Annotated in this window: 17 protein-coding genes; 12 read left to right on the top strand and 5 right to left on the bottom strand. The window is 49.4% G+C overall.

Annotation, left to right across the window (positions count from 1 at the left end):
- Positions 1-40: 40 nt before the first annotated feature.
- Positions 41-1,294 (bottom strand): hypothetical protein, encoded by a 1,254-nt coding sequence (locus EV209_RS15310; RefSeq protein ID WP_130436342.1) that lies wholly within the window; start codon positions 1,292-1,294, stop codon positions 41-43.
- The gene (locus EV209_RS15315) at positions 1,291-1,866 is read right to left on the bottom strand and encodes a TetR/AcrR family transcriptional regulator (RefSeq protein WP_130436343.1); all 576 of its coding nucleotides are present in this window, start codon (positions 1,864-1,866) and stop codon (positions 1,291-1,293) included. Before EV209_RS15315 ends, EV209_RS15310 begins: the two co-directional genes overlap by 4 nt.
- Positions 1,867-1,977: 111 nt before the next feature.
- On the opposite strand from EV209_RS15315, the gene EV209_RS15320 reads away from it, so the two are divergent.
- The 12 genes from EV209_RS15320 (at position 1,978) to phoU (ending at position 15,267) form a co-directional block, all read left to right on the top strand.
- Positions 1,978-2,721, top strand: a complete 744-nt coding sequence (locus tag EV209_RS15320) for a MerR family transcriptional regulator (RefSeq protein WP_130436344.1) — start codon at positions 1,978-1,980, stop codon at positions 2,719-2,721.
- A 74-nt stretch (positions 2,722-2,795) separates the two neighbouring features.
- On the top strand, positions 2,796-3,521 hold the full coding sequence (locus tag EV209_RS15325) for an ABC transporter ATP-binding protein (RefSeq protein ID WP_130436345.1): 726 nt from the start codon (positions 2,796-2,798) through the stop codon (positions 3,519-3,521).
- Positions 3,518-4,261 carry an ABC transporter permease gene (locus EV209_RS15330; RefSeq protein ID WP_130436346.1) on the top strand — a complete coding sequence of 248 codons (744 nt, stop codon included), beginning with the start codon at positions 3,518-3,520 and terminating at the stop codon, positions 4,259-4,261. Before EV209_RS15325 ends, EV209_RS15330 begins: the two co-directional genes overlap by 4 nt.
- Positions 4,252-4,968, top strand: a complete 717-nt coding sequence (locus EV209_RS15335) for a dihydrofolate reductase family protein (RefSeq protein ID WP_330521483.1) — start codon at positions 4,252-4,254, stop codon at positions 4,966-4,968. Before EV209_RS15330 ends, EV209_RS15335 begins: the two co-directional genes overlap by 10 nt.
- Before the next feature lie 208 nt (positions 4,969-5,176).
- The gene (locus EV209_RS15340) at positions 5,177-8,545 is read left to right on the top strand and encodes an ATP-binding protein (protein WP_243647610.1); all 3,369 of its coding nucleotides are present in this window, start codon (positions 5,177-5,179) and stop codon (positions 8,543-8,545) included.
- A gap of 388 nt (positions 8,546-8,933) precedes the next feature.
- A complete protein-coding gene (locus tag EV209_RS15345; protein WP_130436347.1) occupies positions 8,934-10,265 on the top strand; it encodes a phosphoadenosine phosphosulfate reductase in 1,332 nt (443 codons plus the stop codon).
- On the top strand, positions 10,255-10,785 hold the full coding sequence (locus EV209_RS15350; RefSeq protein WP_130436348.1) for an IbrB-like domain-containing protein: 531 nt from the start codon (positions 10,255-10,257) through the stop codon (positions 10,783-10,785). Before EV209_RS15345 ends, EV209_RS15350 begins: the two co-directional genes overlap by 11 nt.
- A gap of 214 nt (positions 10,786-10,999) precedes the next feature.
- On the top strand, positions 11,000-11,929 hold the full coding sequence (locus tag EV209_RS15355; RefSeq protein WP_130436374.1) for a phosphate ABC transporter substrate-binding protein: 930 nt from the start codon (positions 11,000-11,002) through the stop codon (positions 11,927-11,929).
- 88 nt (positions 11,930-12,017) lie between these two features.
- On the top strand, positions 12,018-12,953 hold the full coding sequence (gene pstC / locus EV209_RS15360; RefSeq protein ID WP_130436349.1) for a phosphate ABC transporter permease subunit PstC: 936 nt from the start codon (positions 12,018-12,020) through the stop codon (positions 12,951-12,953).
- Positions 12,954-12,981: 28 nt separating this feature from the next.
- Complete coding sequence (gene pstA, locus EV209_RS15365; protein ID WP_408609018.1) at positions 12,982-13,812, top strand: phosphate ABC transporter permease PstA; 831 nt, start codon at positions 12,982-12,984, stop codon at positions 13,810-13,812.
- A 15-nt stretch (positions 13,813-13,827) separates the two neighbouring features.
- Positions 13,828-14,583: a phosphate ABC transporter ATP-binding protein PstB gene (pstB, locus tag EV209_RS15370; RefSeq protein WP_130436351.1), complete on the top strand. Its 756-nt coding sequence runs from the start codon at positions 13,828-13,830 to the stop codon at positions 14,581-14,583.
- A gap of 21 nt (positions 14,584-14,604) precedes the next feature.
- The gene (gene phoU, locus EV209_RS15375) at positions 14,605-15,267 is read left to right on the top strand and encodes a phosphate signaling complex protein PhoU (protein WP_130436352.1); all 663 of its coding nucleotides are present in this window, start codon (positions 14,605-14,607) and stop codon (positions 15,265-15,267) included.
- A 14-nt stretch (positions 15,268-15,281) separates the two neighbouring features.
- On the opposite strand, the gene EV209_RS15380 is transcribed toward phoU, so the two are convergent.
- Genes EV209_RS15380 through EV209_RS15390 form a run of 3 tightly spaced genes read right to left on the bottom strand, consistent with a single transcriptional unit; the run spans position 15,282 to position 17,600 of the window.
- Positions 15,282-16,058 carry an SDR family NAD(P)-dependent oxidoreductase gene (locus EV209_RS15380; protein WP_130436353.1) on the bottom strand — a complete coding sequence of 259 codons (777 nt, stop codon included), beginning with the start codon at positions 16,056-16,058 and terminating at the stop codon, positions 15,282-15,284.
- Positions 16,045-17,256: a UxaA family hydrolase gene (locus EV209_RS15385; RefSeq protein WP_330521488.1), complete on the bottom strand. Its 1,212-nt coding sequence runs from the start codon at positions 17,254-17,256 to the stop codon at positions 16,045-16,047. The genes EV209_RS15380 and EV209_RS15385 overlap by 14 nt, the downstream gene beginning before the upstream one ends.
- Positions 17,257-17,270: 14 nt before the next feature.
- Positions 17,271-17,600 (bottom strand): UxaA family hydrolase, encoded by a 330-nt coding sequence (locus EV209_RS15390; RefSeq protein ID WP_130436355.1) that lies wholly within the window; start codon positions 17,598-17,600, stop codon positions 17,271-17,273.
- Positions 17,601-17,605: the final 5 nt, after the last annotated feature.

Here is a 17,605-nt window from a genome sequence, read left to right on the forward strand (position 1 = left end):
TGCCCGGCGCAATGCACATGCGCCGGGCGGGGACGGACGGTTATCCGGGCAAGCCCTGGATATGGCTGCTGGCTGCCCTGGCCGGATTTTTAATGGCGGAACAAATTTTCATGGTTCCGTTTACTGTCAAAACCCCTGAGGTTTTCCTGTTGGCTGGGGAAGCCGGCGGGATGAACACTGCACTTGCGAGTACATCACTCTCGATTTTTCCTAAATTCGTAATGCTGCAACCATTCTGCGTACCGTAACCAAACAGATTTTTTCCTACAAATGCTCCTGCTTTACTCTCCAAATCTCCTAATGTGGAGATCGCAACAGCGCCAATCAGTTCAGGCAGCATATGTATATAACAGGCGAGCACAAGCATTTTTTTCTGAGGACGCCGGCATATATTTGAAACCTTGGATGCCACGGCCTTCGCAAGGGAAAAAATATCCTCTTCCTTCTTTTTGACAACAACGCTGAAAGCGGTAGCATAATTGCCCATGGCTCCCTGCCTGTAACATCCCGCTTCACTGCGGATGTCGGCTGCAATGACTACTTTATCTGTATGATCTTCCAGCATCATTTTCGCAATTAAAAAGTCGTTCACTGAAACCTCATGCTGTTTGCACAATGCCTGTATTTCCTCTAATTCCCGCTTGCCGATGGTATTAATATCTCTTATAATTTTATTATTCCGGAGAAAGGATCTTTCAAATTCTTTATAGGTTTCATATTTAACCCGCTGCTGTTCTTTTTTCCATTTCCTGTTTGCGCTGTCAATAACCAGCTTACTGACCAGGGGCAAATCACTGCCTGCGGGCAGGTCGTTTAATGATTGAATAAGCCTTTCCTCTACAAAATGGGGTGCGCTGCCTTTGACATAATGCCCGGCAAATTCCTCCGCCAATTGTAAAAGGCCCCTTCCGTCACATAATAAGTGATGTGCGATCAAAAGTATTTGAAATTCTTTTTCCGCTGGATAAATTAGTATTTTTAGCAAACATTCTTTTTGGACCTCCCATCCCTGGATTGAGATTTCATCATAATCCTGCTGCCACAGACCAATATCTGCTTTACGAATGACAGGGATTTTTAAATCATCCTGCACTTGATAATAAAATCTTCCTGTATCTGCTTCTTCGGCAATGATACTTTGTAAAAACGGGTGAGACTTTTGAAGAATCTCCACGCTTTGCCTGACCTGTTTTTCATCATAGCGGCTTTTGATCTGCGCCATAATTCCAAAATGCATGTTGGGGCACATGAAATGCGCGCGCTCGGTATACACATAATTTTTGAATGGTTTCATAATAATTCCTCCAATTTAATCTGCCTGCGTCTGGCAATCTCTTTCTCACCTGAATTGTGGTATAATCTAAAACTCGCACATGCTCCTGTAAGCATTTGCTTTATTTCCTCCTGCGTGATACTCGTGGTGTTTGAAGAAACGATTGTGGCTATACCATGTGTAAATATCCATGTCTTTACAAACACGTCCGGATCAATTTCAACAGGCAGATGCTTAGCCAAATCATAAAAGCTTTCCAGCTTTGTTCCGCTGTCAGACATACATAACAGATGAAATAAATTTTTCTCTCTCTCCGCCAATTCCACATATTTCAATCCCATGCTCAGAAAATATGGTGTTTCTGGATCAGAAGGCGGCTGCAGCATGTATTCTTCAAAAAATGTTTGTGTTTTCTTATATACTTCCTTCTTTAGTTCGTTCATATTGCGGAAAGTATGAAATATTGGCTGGGTAGAACAGTTTAGTTCTTTGGCAAGCAGCCGGGCAGTTACTTTTTCAAATCCATATAATCTTGTTAACGCGAAGGCTTTATCAATAAGGGCCTGTTTTTGTATTTTTGCTTTGGGGGGCATGCGGACCTCCTTTTAATATCTAAGTTATATATCAATGTTATTATACAATACCGCTTTGATTTTTGCAAGTAATATGGCAAAATAAGAATGAAATCAGAGGAGGACTGGAATATGAAGGTTTATAAGACTTCAGAGGTTGCGAAAATAATTGGGATTCATCCCAATACAGTACGGCTTTATGAGGAATGGGGGCTGATTCCCAGGCCGGAACGTCTTCCCAATGGTTACCGGGTATTCACTGAACTCCATATTGACCAGCTGCAGCTGGCCCGGACGGCGTTTCAGGTGGAAGTGCTGCAGAACGGCCTGCGCAAAAAAATCTCCTCCATGGTCAGAGCATCAGCATCAGGAGATTTTGACCGGGCCCTCACCATGGTTCGGGAATATCAGCGCCAGCTGCAGGAGGAACAAAGAAATGCAGAAGAAGCGATTAATATTGTAACCCATTTTTTGGAGAAAAATTTGGCGGAGGACGGAGTATCCATGAAGCGCAGGGAAGTATCAGAGTATTTGGATATTTCAATGGATACGCTCCGCAACTGGGAAATGAACGGCTTGCTGAAGGTCAGGCGCAGGCAGAACGGATACCGTATCTATACGGGTGAAGATATTAATCGTCTGAAAGTGATCAGATCACTCCGGTGCGCCAATTATTCTCTGGAAGCGATTCTGCGCATGCTGACTGAGCTTTCATCGGATCCCCGGACGAATCTGGAAAAGGCGCTGAATATTCCGGAAAATGATTCAGAAATTGTTTCCGTTTGCGACAGGCTGATTATTTCTCTTCAACAGGCGGCTGCAAATGCGGATATCATGATCAGACAGATTGAAGAGATGAAATTGAAGCATCAATAACCCTCCATTATAACACCAGACTTCTTCCGGCTGCTAGAATAGGGTAGTGCCAACAGCACAGGAAGGAGAAAAAAATGGAGGATGTAATTAAAGTAACACAGCTGTCAAAGTCGTATGGCAGCCAGAAAGCAGTCAGTGAATTGGAACTGTCTGTAAAAAAGGGAACTGTTTTTGGGCTGCTGGGAGCGAATGGAGCCGGAAAAAGCACTGCGATTGAATGTATTCTGGGTACAAAAAAAGCAGATCAGGGCCAGGTTTTGATTCTTGGCCTCAACCCGGTACGGGACAGGAAAAGCCTGTTCCAGAAGATCGGCGTTCAATTTCAGGAAAACTGCTACCAGACTGAAATTCTGGTCTCAGAACTATGTGAAGAAACAGCCTGTCTTTACCAGTCGCCCGCCGACTGGAAGAGTCTCTGCTCAGAATTCGGCTTGAGCGGCAAATATAAGAGCCCTGTAAAGAACCTCTCCGGAGGAGAGCGCCAGAAACTCTTTATTGTGATGGCATTGATCCCTAACCCTCAGGTGGTATTTTTAGACGAACTGACCACTGGGCTGGACGCCAAAGCGCGGAGGGACGTTTGGAAAATTCTGTCTGAATTAAAAAGAAGAGGGCTGACAATATTTTTGACTTCTCATTTTATGGATGAGGTGGAGGCCCTTTGCGACCAGATCTGTATTCTGAAAGAGGGAAGGGCTGTTTTTTACGGAACAGTCGGCCAGGCAAAACAGTTCAGCGGGTGTGAAGATTTTGAAGAGGCCTATCTGGCACTTTCCGGAGAGGAGGATGAAATCGGATGAGATCTTTTGGGATTTTATTGAAAAATGAGTGGAAGCTCAGCGTCAGAAATATGAATATGGTGATTTTTGCTGTCCTCCTGCCGCTGGTTGTTCTGATTATTTTGGGAATGATTTATGGGGCTGAGCCGGCTTTTTCCGGCGCCGCTTATATGTTTATGGAACAATCATTCGGCGCGCTCTGCACAATTTCCATCTGTGCGGGCGGCTTGATGGGGCTCCCCCTTGTGGTGGCTGAATACAGAGAACAAAAGATATTAAAAAGGTTTCAGGCAACGCCGGTCAGCCCGGCCCGGCTGCTGGCAGTGGAGCTGGCAATCTATGTCATTTACTGCTGCGTATCTCTGCTTACGCTGATTTTGGCGTCCTGGATTTTTTTCAAAGTTTCCATTCGTGGATCGTGGCCTGGATTTTTGGGAAGCTGGCTGCTTACCATGATATCTACTTTAAGTATCGGAATGATGGTTGGCGGAATTGCGAGAAACTCCAAAAGCGCTGGCGTGATCGCCTCTCTTTTATACTTTCCCATGCTGGTTTTTTCAGGAGCGACACTTCCCCTGGAGGTCATGCCGGAGATCATGCGGAAGATTGTAAACGTATTTCCCCTGACCCAGGGAATTCAGCTCATGAAGGCCGCTTTTTTGGGGCTCCCGGCGGAAAATGCCGGATGGTCCGCTGCAGTAATGGTTGTTGTTACAATCGTATGTACGGGAATTTCTGTCAGATTTTTTCGATGGGAATAAGGATAAAAGAGCGGTTTGTGATAAAAAATTGCAGAAAAACAGATTATTTTGGGCAGAATACCTCTGTCAGCATTGGAGCGCCGCATCTGAGCCTGGTGTTGAGGCCGGGTAATATTTCAGGATACAGCATCACCAGAGATACCAGGCGGACAGCGGTTATCAGGAAAAGAGGGAAAATGAGAAAAGCGGTATTATACATCGCAATGAGCCTGGACGGCTATATTGCCGACAGGAACGGAGGCGTAGGCTGGCTGGAGGGGGACGGGAGCGACTGCAGCCATCCGGGGACGTATGAAGCGTTTTATAAAACAGTGGATACAATAATCCTGGGAAACAAAACGTACCGGCAGATTGCTGAAGAATTGTCTCCCGATAAGTGGATCTATGAAGGAAAAAAGAGTTATGTGCTCACCCATCATCCTCCTATGTCTACGGAAGAGGTGACATTTACAGCCCGGCCAATAGAGGACCTGGTCAGAGATTTAAAGAATGAAAAGGGAAAAGATATCTGGATTTGTGGAGGCGCTTCAGTGATTAACCAGCTATTGGAGTCCGATCTGATAGATAGGATCTGTATTACGATCATACCGGTCATTCTTGGCCAGGGAGTCCCTCTTTTTTCGGAACATGAAAAATCAATGAAATTAAAACTGAAATCTGTTAAAAGCTATAACGGCATGACAGATCTTATATACGAAAAAAGATAATGGACAGGCTTGAAACGCAAATTGGGCTCTGCAGTGCTGCAGAAGCCCAATTTTATATGTAGAAAAATCTTTATGCGGGATGTGCATCACGCGGTAGCGTCAAAGTACTCTTACCCACTTTGTGATGGCATAATACAGCCCTGTATGTTATAATAAGTCCAGCTGGTTTCCCAGAGGGAAGCCAAATGAACGAAAGGTGGTCGGCAAAGTGGAGAATCAGTCTGACAGAAAGCGCGCCACGGGGCAGGAAGAGGCAAAGACTCTTGCCAGCCGTCTGATGCATATGCATTACTGTGAAGGAAACGCAGAAGGGGTGGCGGCTTTTTTTGCGCCTGAATTCACCTGGATTGGGGCCGGAGAAGAGCAGCACGCAGCGGACCGGGAGAGTGCGGAAGCAATTTTCCGGCAGTTTGGTGAAGCGATTCCTGCCTGTGATATTTGGGATGAGAAGTACGATGTCACCCAGCCTGCCCGGGGGGTATTTGTGGTTTCAGGAAGGATGTGGATCGCTACAGCGCCAGGAGTGGAGATGTATCTGAAGGTACACCAGCGGGTCACCTTTGTCTTTCAGGAAACTGAGGACGGGTTAAAATGTTCACATATCCACTGCTCCAACCCATACCAGGAAATGGTGGGCGGAGAGCTGTTTCCTGAAAAAATCGGCAGGCAGTCCTACGACTATGTACAGGAAAGACTGCTGGAGCTGGAAGAACAGAATACGCAGCAAAACCGGCAGATGGAAGTGGTGATGGCCTCCATTGCCGGAGGACTGAAAATCAGCAACGATGACGAAACTTATTCTTATGCTTATGTCAGCAGGGAAGCAGCGGCGCTGTTCGGATATACTGTAGAGGAATTTATGGAAGTTACCGGCGGCACAGCGGTGGGGGCGGTCTATCCGCCGGATCTGGAACAGGCCCTGGCGGATTGTGCTGAGGCCTTTCGGGACGGAGGCCTGTCCTATTCCACACGCTACCGGGTGCGCTGCAGGGACGGCAGCCTGAAATGGGTGATTGACAGTGGAAAAAAGGCCCTGGACGGAGAGGGCAGCTGGATGGTGAACAGCTTATATCTGGACGTTACCAGGGCAGAGGAAGATGCCCAGCGCCTGCGGGAGCAGACGCAGCTGCTCACCAGCATATATGATACAGTTCCCTGTGGGATTATCCGGTTCGTGTGCAGGAAAAGCGGAAAATATGAATTGATTTCCCTGAACCGCGCCGCGCTGTCCCTGCTGGGTTATAAAAATATGGAAGACGGATTAAAGGACTGGGGAGAAGGAGTGTTGGGAGCGGTTCTGGATGAGGATAAACAGGCGATGGTCCGCTCATATGCAGAGCTGCGGGAAGTGGGGGAACGCCAGGTCATTGAATACCGGGCCCGCTGGAAGGACGGATCGCTGCGCTGGCTGGACGGGATGAACATGGTGGTGGACATGACCCCGGAAGGAGAGCCGGTGATTCAGCGTACAGTGGTGGATATCACCCAGCGGCAGCAGCTGCAGCGCCAGCTGGAGCAGGAGCAGGAAATGTACCGGGTGGCTATGGAATCCAGCACGGATACGATGTTTGAATATCTCATGGCCTCTGATACCTTTATCAGCTATGAGCCCCGCAGCGGAGGCGGGGTGGTGCGCCGTGAGCTGGCTCATTATTCAGAGCTGATGGAAGATGAAAAATTTGTCCATCCGGAGGACGCGCAGGCAGTGATAGATAATATCTGCAATGGTCAGGCAGAGGTATTTGAAGCGCGGGTAGTCACACCTGAGACAGCGCCGGGGGATTACCGGTGGCACCGGATCAGCAGCCGTTTGATTCTGCAAAACGGCAGGCCCGGCCGTGTGGTGGGTACCATCAGGAATATACATACCATGAAGGAGACGATTTCCGAAAATAACGAACGCCTGCATATGAATCAATCCGCCCTGCAGGCTATCAGCGGAGTATATAACGGAATATTCTATGTTAACCTGACTGAGGATCAGTATTATGCGGTGCGCCTTCCTCAGTTGAATAAGGCTATGAATTTTCCGCGTACCGGAGCTTTTTCTTCAGACTTATGCAGGGAACTGCTGTTTTATGCAGAAGAGGAGGACCGCCCCCGGCTGGCCGATGTGTGCTGCAGAGAGCGGCTGCTGCAGGAATTTTCCCGGATTAATGATCATGCAGAGGCGGAGTTTCGCCAGAATTCCCTTTTCTCAGGAGAAGAAAATTCTTCCTGGCTGCGTCTGGAGATCCATCCGGTGTCTGTAGAGACGGCAGACGTTAAAACAGCGATTGTAACGCTGCGCAATGTCAGCGGAGAGAAGAAGCGGGAGCTGGAACGGCTTGGGGAAGAAAAGGCGGCAAAGAAGGCTTTGGAAGAAGCGTACGAGGGGGCCAGAAAAGCCAATCATGCAAAATCTGAGTTTCTTTCCAGAATGAGCCATGATATCAGAACGCCGATGAACGCAATTCTGGGGATGACATCTATTGCGGAAAGGCAGCTTGACGACAGGAAGAAGATCTCAGATTGCCTGAAAAAAATACGTGTGTCAGGAGATCATCTTCTGGGGCTGATTAATGAGGTTTTGGATATGTCTAAAATAGAGTCCGGCAGCACCGGGCTCAGTGAGAGAACATTCAGCCTCACCGGGATGCTGGACTCTGTACAGCAGATCATTCGTCCGGATTCGGACCAGAAGCGCCAGAAGTTCATTGTCCGCCATGAAATACACAGTGACGCTGTGTGCGGAGATTCTATGCGGGTTCAGCAGATTCTGCTGAATCTTCTGTCCAACGCAGTGAAGTATACTCCGGAAGGAGGAACGGTGAGCCTGACTGCAGAGGAGAAGCATTCCGGCCGGAGCGGCGTAGGCTGTTTTGAATTTGCCGTAGAGGATAATGGAATCGGAATTTCCCCGGAATTCATGAAAAAGCTGTTTGAGCCTTTTGAGAGAGCGGAAGATTCCAGGGTGAGCTGTGTGCAGGGAACGGGCCTGGGACTGGCAATCGCCCATAATCTGGTGGAAATGATGAACGGAACGATCCGGGTGGAGAGCAGAACTGACCAGGGTTCCAAGTTTATCGTAACCATATTTCTGAAGTTGGCGGAACAGAGGGAGGAACTGTCTTCCCACAGAATAACAGCCGGTAAGAAACAGGAGGGTTTCGCTCCGGGAGCCAGAATTCTTCTGGTAGAAGATAATGATATTAATCGAGAGATCGCCCGGGAATTGCTGAGGATGTCGGGGCTGGATACAGTCTGCGCCTCAGACGGGAGGCAGGCAGTGGAACGGTTCCGGTCTGACCCGCCCGGGACATATGATCTGATTCTGATGGATATACAAATGCCTGTGATGGACGGGTATGAGGCAACCAGGGAAATCCGCAGGCTCGGGGATACAGGAGAAAGGCCTGACGCGGCAGAAATCCCAATCATCGCTCTTACGGCGAATGCTTTTGCGGACGACGCATACCGCGCGCGGGAAGCAGGAATGAACGAGCATGTGGCGAAACCGCTGGAAATGGACCGGCTGCTGGCAGTGCTGCATCAATGGCTGCCGAATCCACCGCTGACCGGAGGAAATGATAAATAAAAGAAAAGCTGATTTGGTCAAAAGCCGGCAGAAATGAAATATTTTCTGCCGGCTTTTTTTATTACATAGGAAACTGCGTTCCCTATGTAACAAAACCCTCCGGGGGGATGCGCACTACGCGCTAAGGAAATATGGCCGCTGAAGCGGCCGCGCTCCGGCGCGAGAGTCCGGCGGGCCGGACTCTTTGTTCTTGTGTAGGAAACTGCGTTCCCTATGTAACAAAACCCTCCGGGGATGCGCATTGCGCGCTAAGGAAATAAAAGAAATTGGAAAAAAATTCCAGCAAAGCATTGATATTATTCAAGAGGATAAATATAATAGTTATAACGCCGCGTTCTCCTGCCGCATAGAGGGAGGCGATATACGAAAGAAAAGGATGTGGAGCAATTTGAAGAAAAAATATCTGGAAATGAATGTCTGTGAGGCGCTGGAAGAACGTTTGGATTTTATTTTTAAGGAATTCGATAATATCCTGGTATCCTTCAGCGGAGGAAAAGACAGCGGCTTGCTGCTTCATCTGCTGATGGATTTTAAACGCCGCCATGGAATCCAGAAAAAGGTGGGGGTATTTCACCAGGATTTTGAAGCGCAGTACCAGGTGACTACAGAATATGTGGAACAGACCTTTGAACAGTATCTGCCGGAAATTGAACCTTACTGGGTCTGCCTGCCTATGGCAGTGCGGACTGCTATGAGCAGCTATCAGATGTACTGGTATCCATGGGACGACAGGAAAAAGGATATATGGGTAAGGCCGATGCCGGACAAACCTTATGTCATTCATCAGGATCACAATCCTTTTCTCCTTTACCGGTACAGAATGCGCCAGGAAGACCTGGCAAAGCAGTTTGCCCGCTGGTATAAGATATCTCACGGCGACGGAAAAACAGTCTGCCTGTTGGGAATAAGAGCGTCTGAATCGCTCCAGCGCTACAGCGGCTTTGTGAATAAAAGATATGGATATCAGGGCCAATGCTGGATTTCCCGCCAGTTTAAGGACGTATGGTCGGCCTCCCCTCTTTACGACTGGAGTACCTCGGATATCTGGGCAGCTTATTACAGATTTGGATATCCATATAATAAATTATATGATCTGTATTATAAAGCAGGGCTGAAACCGGGGCAGATGCGTGTGGCCTCCCCCTTTAATGATTATGCCAAGGATTCTCTGAACCTGTACCGGGTACTGGAGCCGGAAACCTGGTCCAGGCTGGTGGGGAGAGTTCAGGGGGCGAACTTCACGGCAATCTATGGCAGGACAAAGGCCATGGGGTACCGGAATGTATCTCTGCCTGCGGGGCATTCCTGGAAATCATATACGCTGTTTTTGCTGGATACGCTGCCCGCCCGCCTGCGCGACAATTATATTAAAAAATTCAGAACTTCAATGGATTTTTGGCACAGAACCGGCGGAGGGCTTTCGGAGGAATGTATTAATGAATTGATTGAGAAAGGGTATAAAATCAAAAAAAACGGCGTGTCTAATTATACCCTGGATAAGAAATCCCGGGTAATTTTTCTTCAGAAAATTCCGGATGATACGGACGATATCCAGAGCACAAAGGATATCCCATCCTGGAAGAGGATGTGCTACTGCATTTTGAAAAATGATCATTTGTGCCGCTTTATGGGCTTTGGCCTGAACGCGGGAGAACAGAGGCGGGTGAATATCATACGCAGGAAATACAAGGGATTGGAGGAAGTAGGAAATGAAATTTGAAAGCCCTGTATATCATGTCAGGCCTGTGCCTGTAGAAAAAATCGTTGCGAATACATACAATCCCAATGCGGTGGCGCCTCCGGAAATGCGGCTGCTCTATGACAGCATCCGGGAAGATGGTTATACGATGCCTATCGTATGCTACTATGACCAGACGGAGGACCAGTATGTAATTGTGGACGGGTTTCACCGGTATCGGGTAATGCTGGAACACCGGGATATTTATGACCGGGAGGGAGGAATGCTGCCGGTATCTGTCATTGATAAGCCTATCGACCAGCGGATGGCAAGTACCATCCGGCATAACCGGGCCAGAGGCTCTCATGATGTGGAACTGATGAGCAATATTGTCCAGGAGCTGCATGAGATCGGCCGCAGCGACGCCTGGATTTCCAAACATCTGGGCATGGACCGGGACGAGATCCTGCGGCTGAAGCAGATTACCGGGCTGACCGCGCTGTTCAGAGACGTAAAATTTGGAAAAGCCTGGATTCCGGAGGAAGAGACGGAAGAGTCCTGAAGGTGTTACAATGAAATAAATAATCTGGGAAACTGCCGGGGAAAGGGAATCTTTGATATCCCTCCGGCAGTTTTTATGATTTTATGATATAACACAGATTTTACAAAACCTTAACTGAAATCGGATAGTATGGAAAACTGTATTTTTTTATAATGGGTACGTAATCAAGAAAAGAGATCAATCATCCGAATACAGGAGGAGGAAAAGTATCATGATGAAGAAAAAAATTTTTGCGCTGGCAGCGGCAGGGGCGATGGCGCTGGGTATGATAGCCTGTGGTTCCGAACCGTCGTCTGTTACCACGGCTGCTCCCGAAACAAAGGGAACGACAGAAGCAGGCACTACAGAGGCCGGAAAATCATCCGCGGGCGCTGAAGAGACTACAGCGGAGGAAAAGACAGAATTAAAGGGGTCTGTGATTATGGCCGGCTCTACTTCAATGGAGAAATTCGCAAACGCTCTGGCAGAAGCGTTCATGGAAGATCATCCTGATGTTACGGTTCAGGCGGAATTTACCGGTTCCTCCGCAGGCGTGGAGTCTGTGCTGGCAGGGCAGTGCGATATCGGCAATTCATCCAGAAATCTGAAGGATGAAGAGAAAGGCAAGGGCGCGGTGGAAAACATTGTGGCCATTGATGGAATCGCGGTGGTGACGGATCCTTCCAATACGGTAGATAATCTGACAAAAGAACAGCTGATCAGCATCTATACCGGCGAGGTGACCAACTGGAGCGATTTGGGCGGTTCCAATATGCCCATTGTAGTAGTGGGACGTGAAGCTGGGTCAGGCACAAGAGGTGCATTTGAAGAGATCCTGGGTATCGAAGATGCCTGCAAGTATGCCAATGAGCTGGATTCCACAGGCGCAGTGATGGCGAAAGCGGCATCCATTCCCGGAGCTATCGGTTATGTATCTCTGGATGTAATTGATGAAAGTGTAAATGTTCTGAAGCTGGAAGGCATAGAAGCCAATGAAGCGAATATTAAAGATGGAAGCTATTTCCTGAGCCGTCCTTTTGTGATGGCGACGAAGGGAGAAATTTCCGAACAGAACGAGCTGGTACAGGCTTTGTTCGACTATGTGCATTCTGACAAGGGTACAGAGCTGATTTCTTCTGTGGGACTGATTCCGGTTACAGAATGATTGAGCTTACGGAGGCCGCGGATGCGGCCTTTTTCCTGCTGCTGCCGCCGGGCAGACTGCAGTCCCTGATCGAGGAGGAAAACGACTGATGAATAAAAATACCCCTTCCATTTTCGCCAACAGAAAAAGGAAGTCCGCAGTGGAAAAAACAGCCCAGTATATTTTTACCGGCTGTGGTTTTCTTGCGATACTGGCTGTTCTGTCCATCACAGCTTATATGATAATCAGCGGAACGCCGGCGCTGTTTAAAGTGGGTATCCTGGAAATTCTGTTTGGAAATATATGGACGCCGACTGCGGATCCGGCGTCTTTTGGTATCCTGTATGTAATTCTTACATCTATTGCAGGAACATTCCTGGCAATATTGATCGGTGTGCCTATTGGTTTGTTTACAGCCATTTTTCTGGCGGAAACAGCGCCGCCGAAACTGGCGGCTGCCGTGCGTCCCGCGATAGAACTGCTGGCAGGCATCCCCTCTGTGATTTACGGGCTGCTGGGTGTGATGATTTTAAACCCACTGATGTATAAACTGGAGCTGAAAATTTTTGAAGGCTCCACTACCCATCAATTTTCCGGCGGGGCCAATCTGATTTCAGCCGTGCTGGTGCTGGCTGTGATGATCCTGCCCACTGTAATCAATATCAGCGAATCTGCGCTGCGGGCGGTTCCGAAACATTTAAAGAGTGCTTCGCTGGCTTTAGGGGCTACTCAGATCCAGACCATATTTAAAGTAATCCTTCCCGCCGCCAAATCAGGCGTGATGACAGCTATTGTACTGGGCTGCGGAAGGGCGATCGGTGAGGCGATGGCCATTACGCTGGTTTCCGGCAGCTCGGTAAACATTCCTCTTCCCTTTAATTCTGTGCGGTTCCTGACCACAGCCATTGTGGCTGAAATGTCCTACGCAGAGGGGCTTCACCGGGAAGTGCTGTTTACTGTCGGCCTGGTATTGTTCGCTTTTATCATGATCATCAATATAGTCCTGAACAGGATATTTAAGAAAGGAGCGGCAGGCCATGAATAAAAACAGCATTTATCAGAAAAAGATCCGTATGTCAGACCAGGTTTTAAAGATGCTGATTAATTTGTGCGCTGCACTGGCTCTGGCGCTTCTGGCAGGAATTATGGGCTATGTATTTTACAGGGGAATCCCGCAGATCAACTGGCAGTTTCTATCCACAGTCCAGAGCTCCGCAAAGGGGACTTTTGGGATTCTGGGGAATATCATTAATACGCTGTACATGATTGTGATCACGCTGCTGATCGCAGCTCCGGTAGGAATCGGTTCCGCGATTTATCTGAATGAATACGCCCGCCCGGGAAAACTGGTAAGGGCCATTGAGTTTACCACAGAGGTGCTGTCCGGTATTCCGTCCATCATTTTTGGCCTGTTCGGCATGGTGGTGTTCGGAAGGCTGTTTGGCCTGAGCTATTCTGTGCTTACCGGGTCTTTCACATTGACACTGATGATCCTTCCGCTGATCACCAGAAGCACGCAGGAAGCGCTGAAAACCGTTCCTGACAGCTATCGTTCAGGCGCTCTGGGGATCGGCGCTACAAAATGGTACATGATCCGAACCATCCTGCTGCCCAGCGCGATGCCTGGAATTCTTACCGGAATTATCCTGGCGGTGGGCCGTATTGTTGGGGAATCGGCCGCCCTGCTGTTTACCGCCGGCAGCGGTTTCCAACTGCCCGGAGGCCTGTTTTCCAAACTATTTGAATCCAGCGGGACAATGACCATTCAGCTGTATCTTTCCATGACCAAGGGAAAATACAATCAGGCGTTCGGGATTGCAGTGGTGCTTCTGATTATTGTACTGGGAATCAACCTGCTGGCCCGGTATCTGACCAGCCGTTTTGATGTGACAAGACAGAAATAGCAGAGGAGAAAACACATGAACATAAAAATAGCTACATCGGACCTGAACCTGTACTACGGGACAAATCACGCGCTGAAAAATATAAATCTGGATTTGTATGAGAATCAGATTACAGCTTTGATCGGCCCCTCAGGCTGCGGGAAATCTACGTATTTAAAAACCTTGAACCGGATGAACGATCTGGTGCCCGGCGTAAAAATTGACGGAAAAATCCTGCTGGACGGCGAAGATATATACAGCCCTAAGGTGGACGCCACCCTTCTGCGGAAAAAAGTAGGCATGGTATTTCAGCAGCCCAATCCGTTCCCCATGAGCATTTATGATAATATTGCTTATGGGCCCAGGATTCATGGAATTAAGAATAAAGCCAGGCTGGATGAAATTGTGGAAAACAGCCTGCGGGGCGCGGCATTGTGGGACGAGGTGCATGACAGGATGAAAAAATCCGCCCTGGGGCTTTCCGGCGGACAGCAGCAGCGCCTCTGCATTGCCAGAGCGCTGGCAGTGGAACCTGAAGTGCTGCTGATGGATGAACCCACCTCTGCGCTGGACCCGATTTCCACACTGAAAATTGAAGATCTGATGGGGGAGCTGAAGAAAAAATATACAGTGGTGATCGTCACCCATAATATGCAGCAGGCTACCAGAATCGCGGATTATACGGCCTTTTTCCTGGTAGGGGAGATTATTGAATATGCCCCTACTACAGAACTGTTTTCCAGGCCGAAAGAGAAAAAGACCGAGGACTATATTACCGGCCGTTTCGGATGACGGCCGCATGGAGGAGCGGGCATGAAAACAAGAATTTCTTTTGAACAGGAACTGCAGGAGATGAACGAGGAACTGGCCGGCATGGGCGAAATGGTGGTGGGATCGATTCAAAAAACCTTCCGGGCGTTTGCCGAAAATGACCGGGAATTGGCGGCCGGCGTAATTGAGCGCGACCGGGCAGTCAACGAGGCGGAGCGTTCTATAGAATCCCGCTGCCTGATGCTGATGCTGCGGCAGCAGCCGGTAGCCGGAGATTTGCGCCATATTTCCATGGCGCTGAAAGTGGTCACGGATCTGGAACGGATCGGAGACCATGCGGCGGATATTGCGGAGCTGGTGCTCAGGCTGAACAGCGGCGGATCACAGAAGAGAATGGAAGTGCTGGCTGAAATGGTGAACAGCGTCCAGGCTATGCTGCAGGACGCTGTCGACGCATTTATCCGGAAAGATCAGCTCTTGGCCGAACAGGTGGAAAGACAGGATGATGTAATTGATGATTTCTTTAACCAGGTAAAGGAAGAGGTTATAAAATTACTGAAAGAGGACAGGGAGAGCCCGGATCGGGCGGTGGACCTGCTGATGTTTGCCAAATACCTGGAGCGGATCGGGGATCATGCTGTAAATGTCTGTGAATGGACAGAATTTTATGATACCGGCGAGTTGAAGCATCATAGGATTCTTTAAGCAGGCGTTCTGTTTTAAAATCCGATCAGAGCGCCGCCGTCCACGGGGATACAGGCTCCGTTGATATAACCGGCCGCCCGGCTGCAGAGAAAAGCGGCGCAGTGCCCCACATCCATGGGCGAACCGATTTGCCCGGCGGGAATGCGCCCAAGGATTTTTTGAAGCCTGGCCGGATCCTGGCTGGTAGCCTGGCGGAACATGGGGGTATCGATCCAGCCTGGCGCGATAGCGTTGACCGTGACGCCGAAAGAGGCGGTTTCCGCGGCCAGAGTATGCACGAGTCCCAGGATTCCTGCTTTGGCAGTGGCATAGCCGCAGACCTGCGGCTGTCCGATATAGCTGGTCATGCTGGCCAGGAACAGGATGCGTCCGAAGGAATTTTCTCTCATCTGCGGGAGGAACGCTTTTGTCAGGGCGAAGGCTCCGGTCAGATGGACATCCAGGACCTTTCTGTATTCTTCCGCGGACATGTCCCAGATATATTTTTTGCAGTGGTTTCCGGCATTGTTGACTAAAATGGAGCAGGGCCCCAGATCAGCGCGGATGATATCTGCAATCTCCTGGGATTTTTGGGTTTCTGTAATATCAAAGGGATAAAAGGACACTTTCCCATCTAATTCAGCCAATATTTCTGAAGCATTTCCTGACAGATCCCGGCTGATGACCGCTACCCGGGCTCCGGCGGCGGCCAGACATTTCGTAATAGCCAGGCCAAGGCCGGTAGCGCCGCCGGTGACGGCCGCGGTGAGCCCTTCCAAAGAATAAAGTTTCTGCATATCAGTAAGTTTCATTCGATCTGCACCTCATTTCCTGATATTTGTATGGAATAAAATATTCCGCATGGCCCAGGCATTCTGCCCTGGATTTTTTTCCGGATGCAATTTCCAGAACCAGGCCGGCCAGTCCCTCAGCCAGCTTTCCCAGAGTACAGTCTCCAAACAGCACAGGGCTTGCGTCAAAATCCATATCTTCCTTCATATGGCGGTAAGTATCTGCATTTCCGGTGATTTTAAGGCAGGGAGATACGGCGCTTCCAATTACATTGCCCCGGCCCGTCACCAGAAAGACCAGGTGGGCTCCGCAGGAAATTAAATCCAGGAGTCCTTCGCTGTCATTGGGATTCGTAATGCCAAACTGCATGAAGTAAGGATCCGGCGTGGAATCCAGAAGAAAAAGGCCGGGAGAGGGGGGATTTTCAGATACCTTTAAAACTCCGTTTATGGGGCGCGCGCCGCTTTTGGCCACGGCGCCCATGCTTTTTTCCTCGATGGTGGAGAGGCCGCCCGCAAAGTTGCCCGGGCTGACCGAATACTGGCGGACCTGTCTGCAGTATTCCAGGGCTTTTTGATAGGTTCGGCGGATTTCTTCTTTGACGGAAGGACCGGCGCCCCGCCCGGACAGATAGTCCTCCAGGCCGACGGCTTCCACGATTTCTTCGAACAGGGCCGTGCCGCCGGCATCCACCAGCATATCAAAAAAGCGCCCCACTGTCACATTGCCTGCCAGCCCGCTGGTATAATCGCTGCCGCCGCATTCCGCTCCGATGACGAGGTCGGAAATCTGCATCTCTCGTTGAGGAACGGAAGAGAGGGCGGGGAGCATTTCACGGATCAGGGACAGCCCCTTCCGGACGGAGGGAAGTGTTCCTCCTTCTGTCTGAATGAGGAGCCAGGCGTGGGCTTTTCCGGCATTGCGGGCAATTTCATCCAGCCAGGAAGGCTGCGTATATTCACAGCCCAGTCCCACAGTCAGAACGCCGCCGACATTTGGATGGCGGATCAGGGAGATGAGAAGGCGGACAGCATACTGATTGTCTGTACAGCCGGAGAATCCCACGCATTCTGTTTCCGGATAGGGGCTCTGTCTGGAAATTTCTTTCGCGACAAAGGCGGCGCATTCTACGGTATAGATCACCAGAAGCCGGTTGCGTATGCCTTTTCGCCCGTCTTTTCTCAAATAGCCTTTAAAACTTTTGGAAAAAATGTTCAAAATATTTCCTCCTTTTATTCATATCGAGTATCCAGAGGAGCGCCGGTGGCCGGGTCCAGATGGGAAGAGCGTTCGTCATAGAGGCTGCGGATACAGTGCAGATGTACAAAAGTGCCTGGAGGAATATCCCGGATGGCGCAGCCGATGGGAACGCCGTATTTCAGGATCAGCTCTCCTTGCCTGATTTTTTTCAGGGCTATCTTGTGGCCTTTTGGGATCGGTTCTGTACAGAGCACAGAATCCATCGGGCCTTCTCCGGTGAGCCTGACGTTTCCTGGGGAAAGGGGGGAGAGGGCGGTGGCCACATTGTCTTTGGAGTGAATCTGGAAAGCAGTCTGTTCCATAGGGC

The sequence above is a fragment of the Cuneatibacter caecimuris genome, from assembly GCF_004216775.1.
Taxonomy (GTDB): Bacteria; Bacillota; Clostridia; order Lachnospirales; family Lachnospiraceae; genus Cuneatibacter; species Cuneatibacter caecimuris.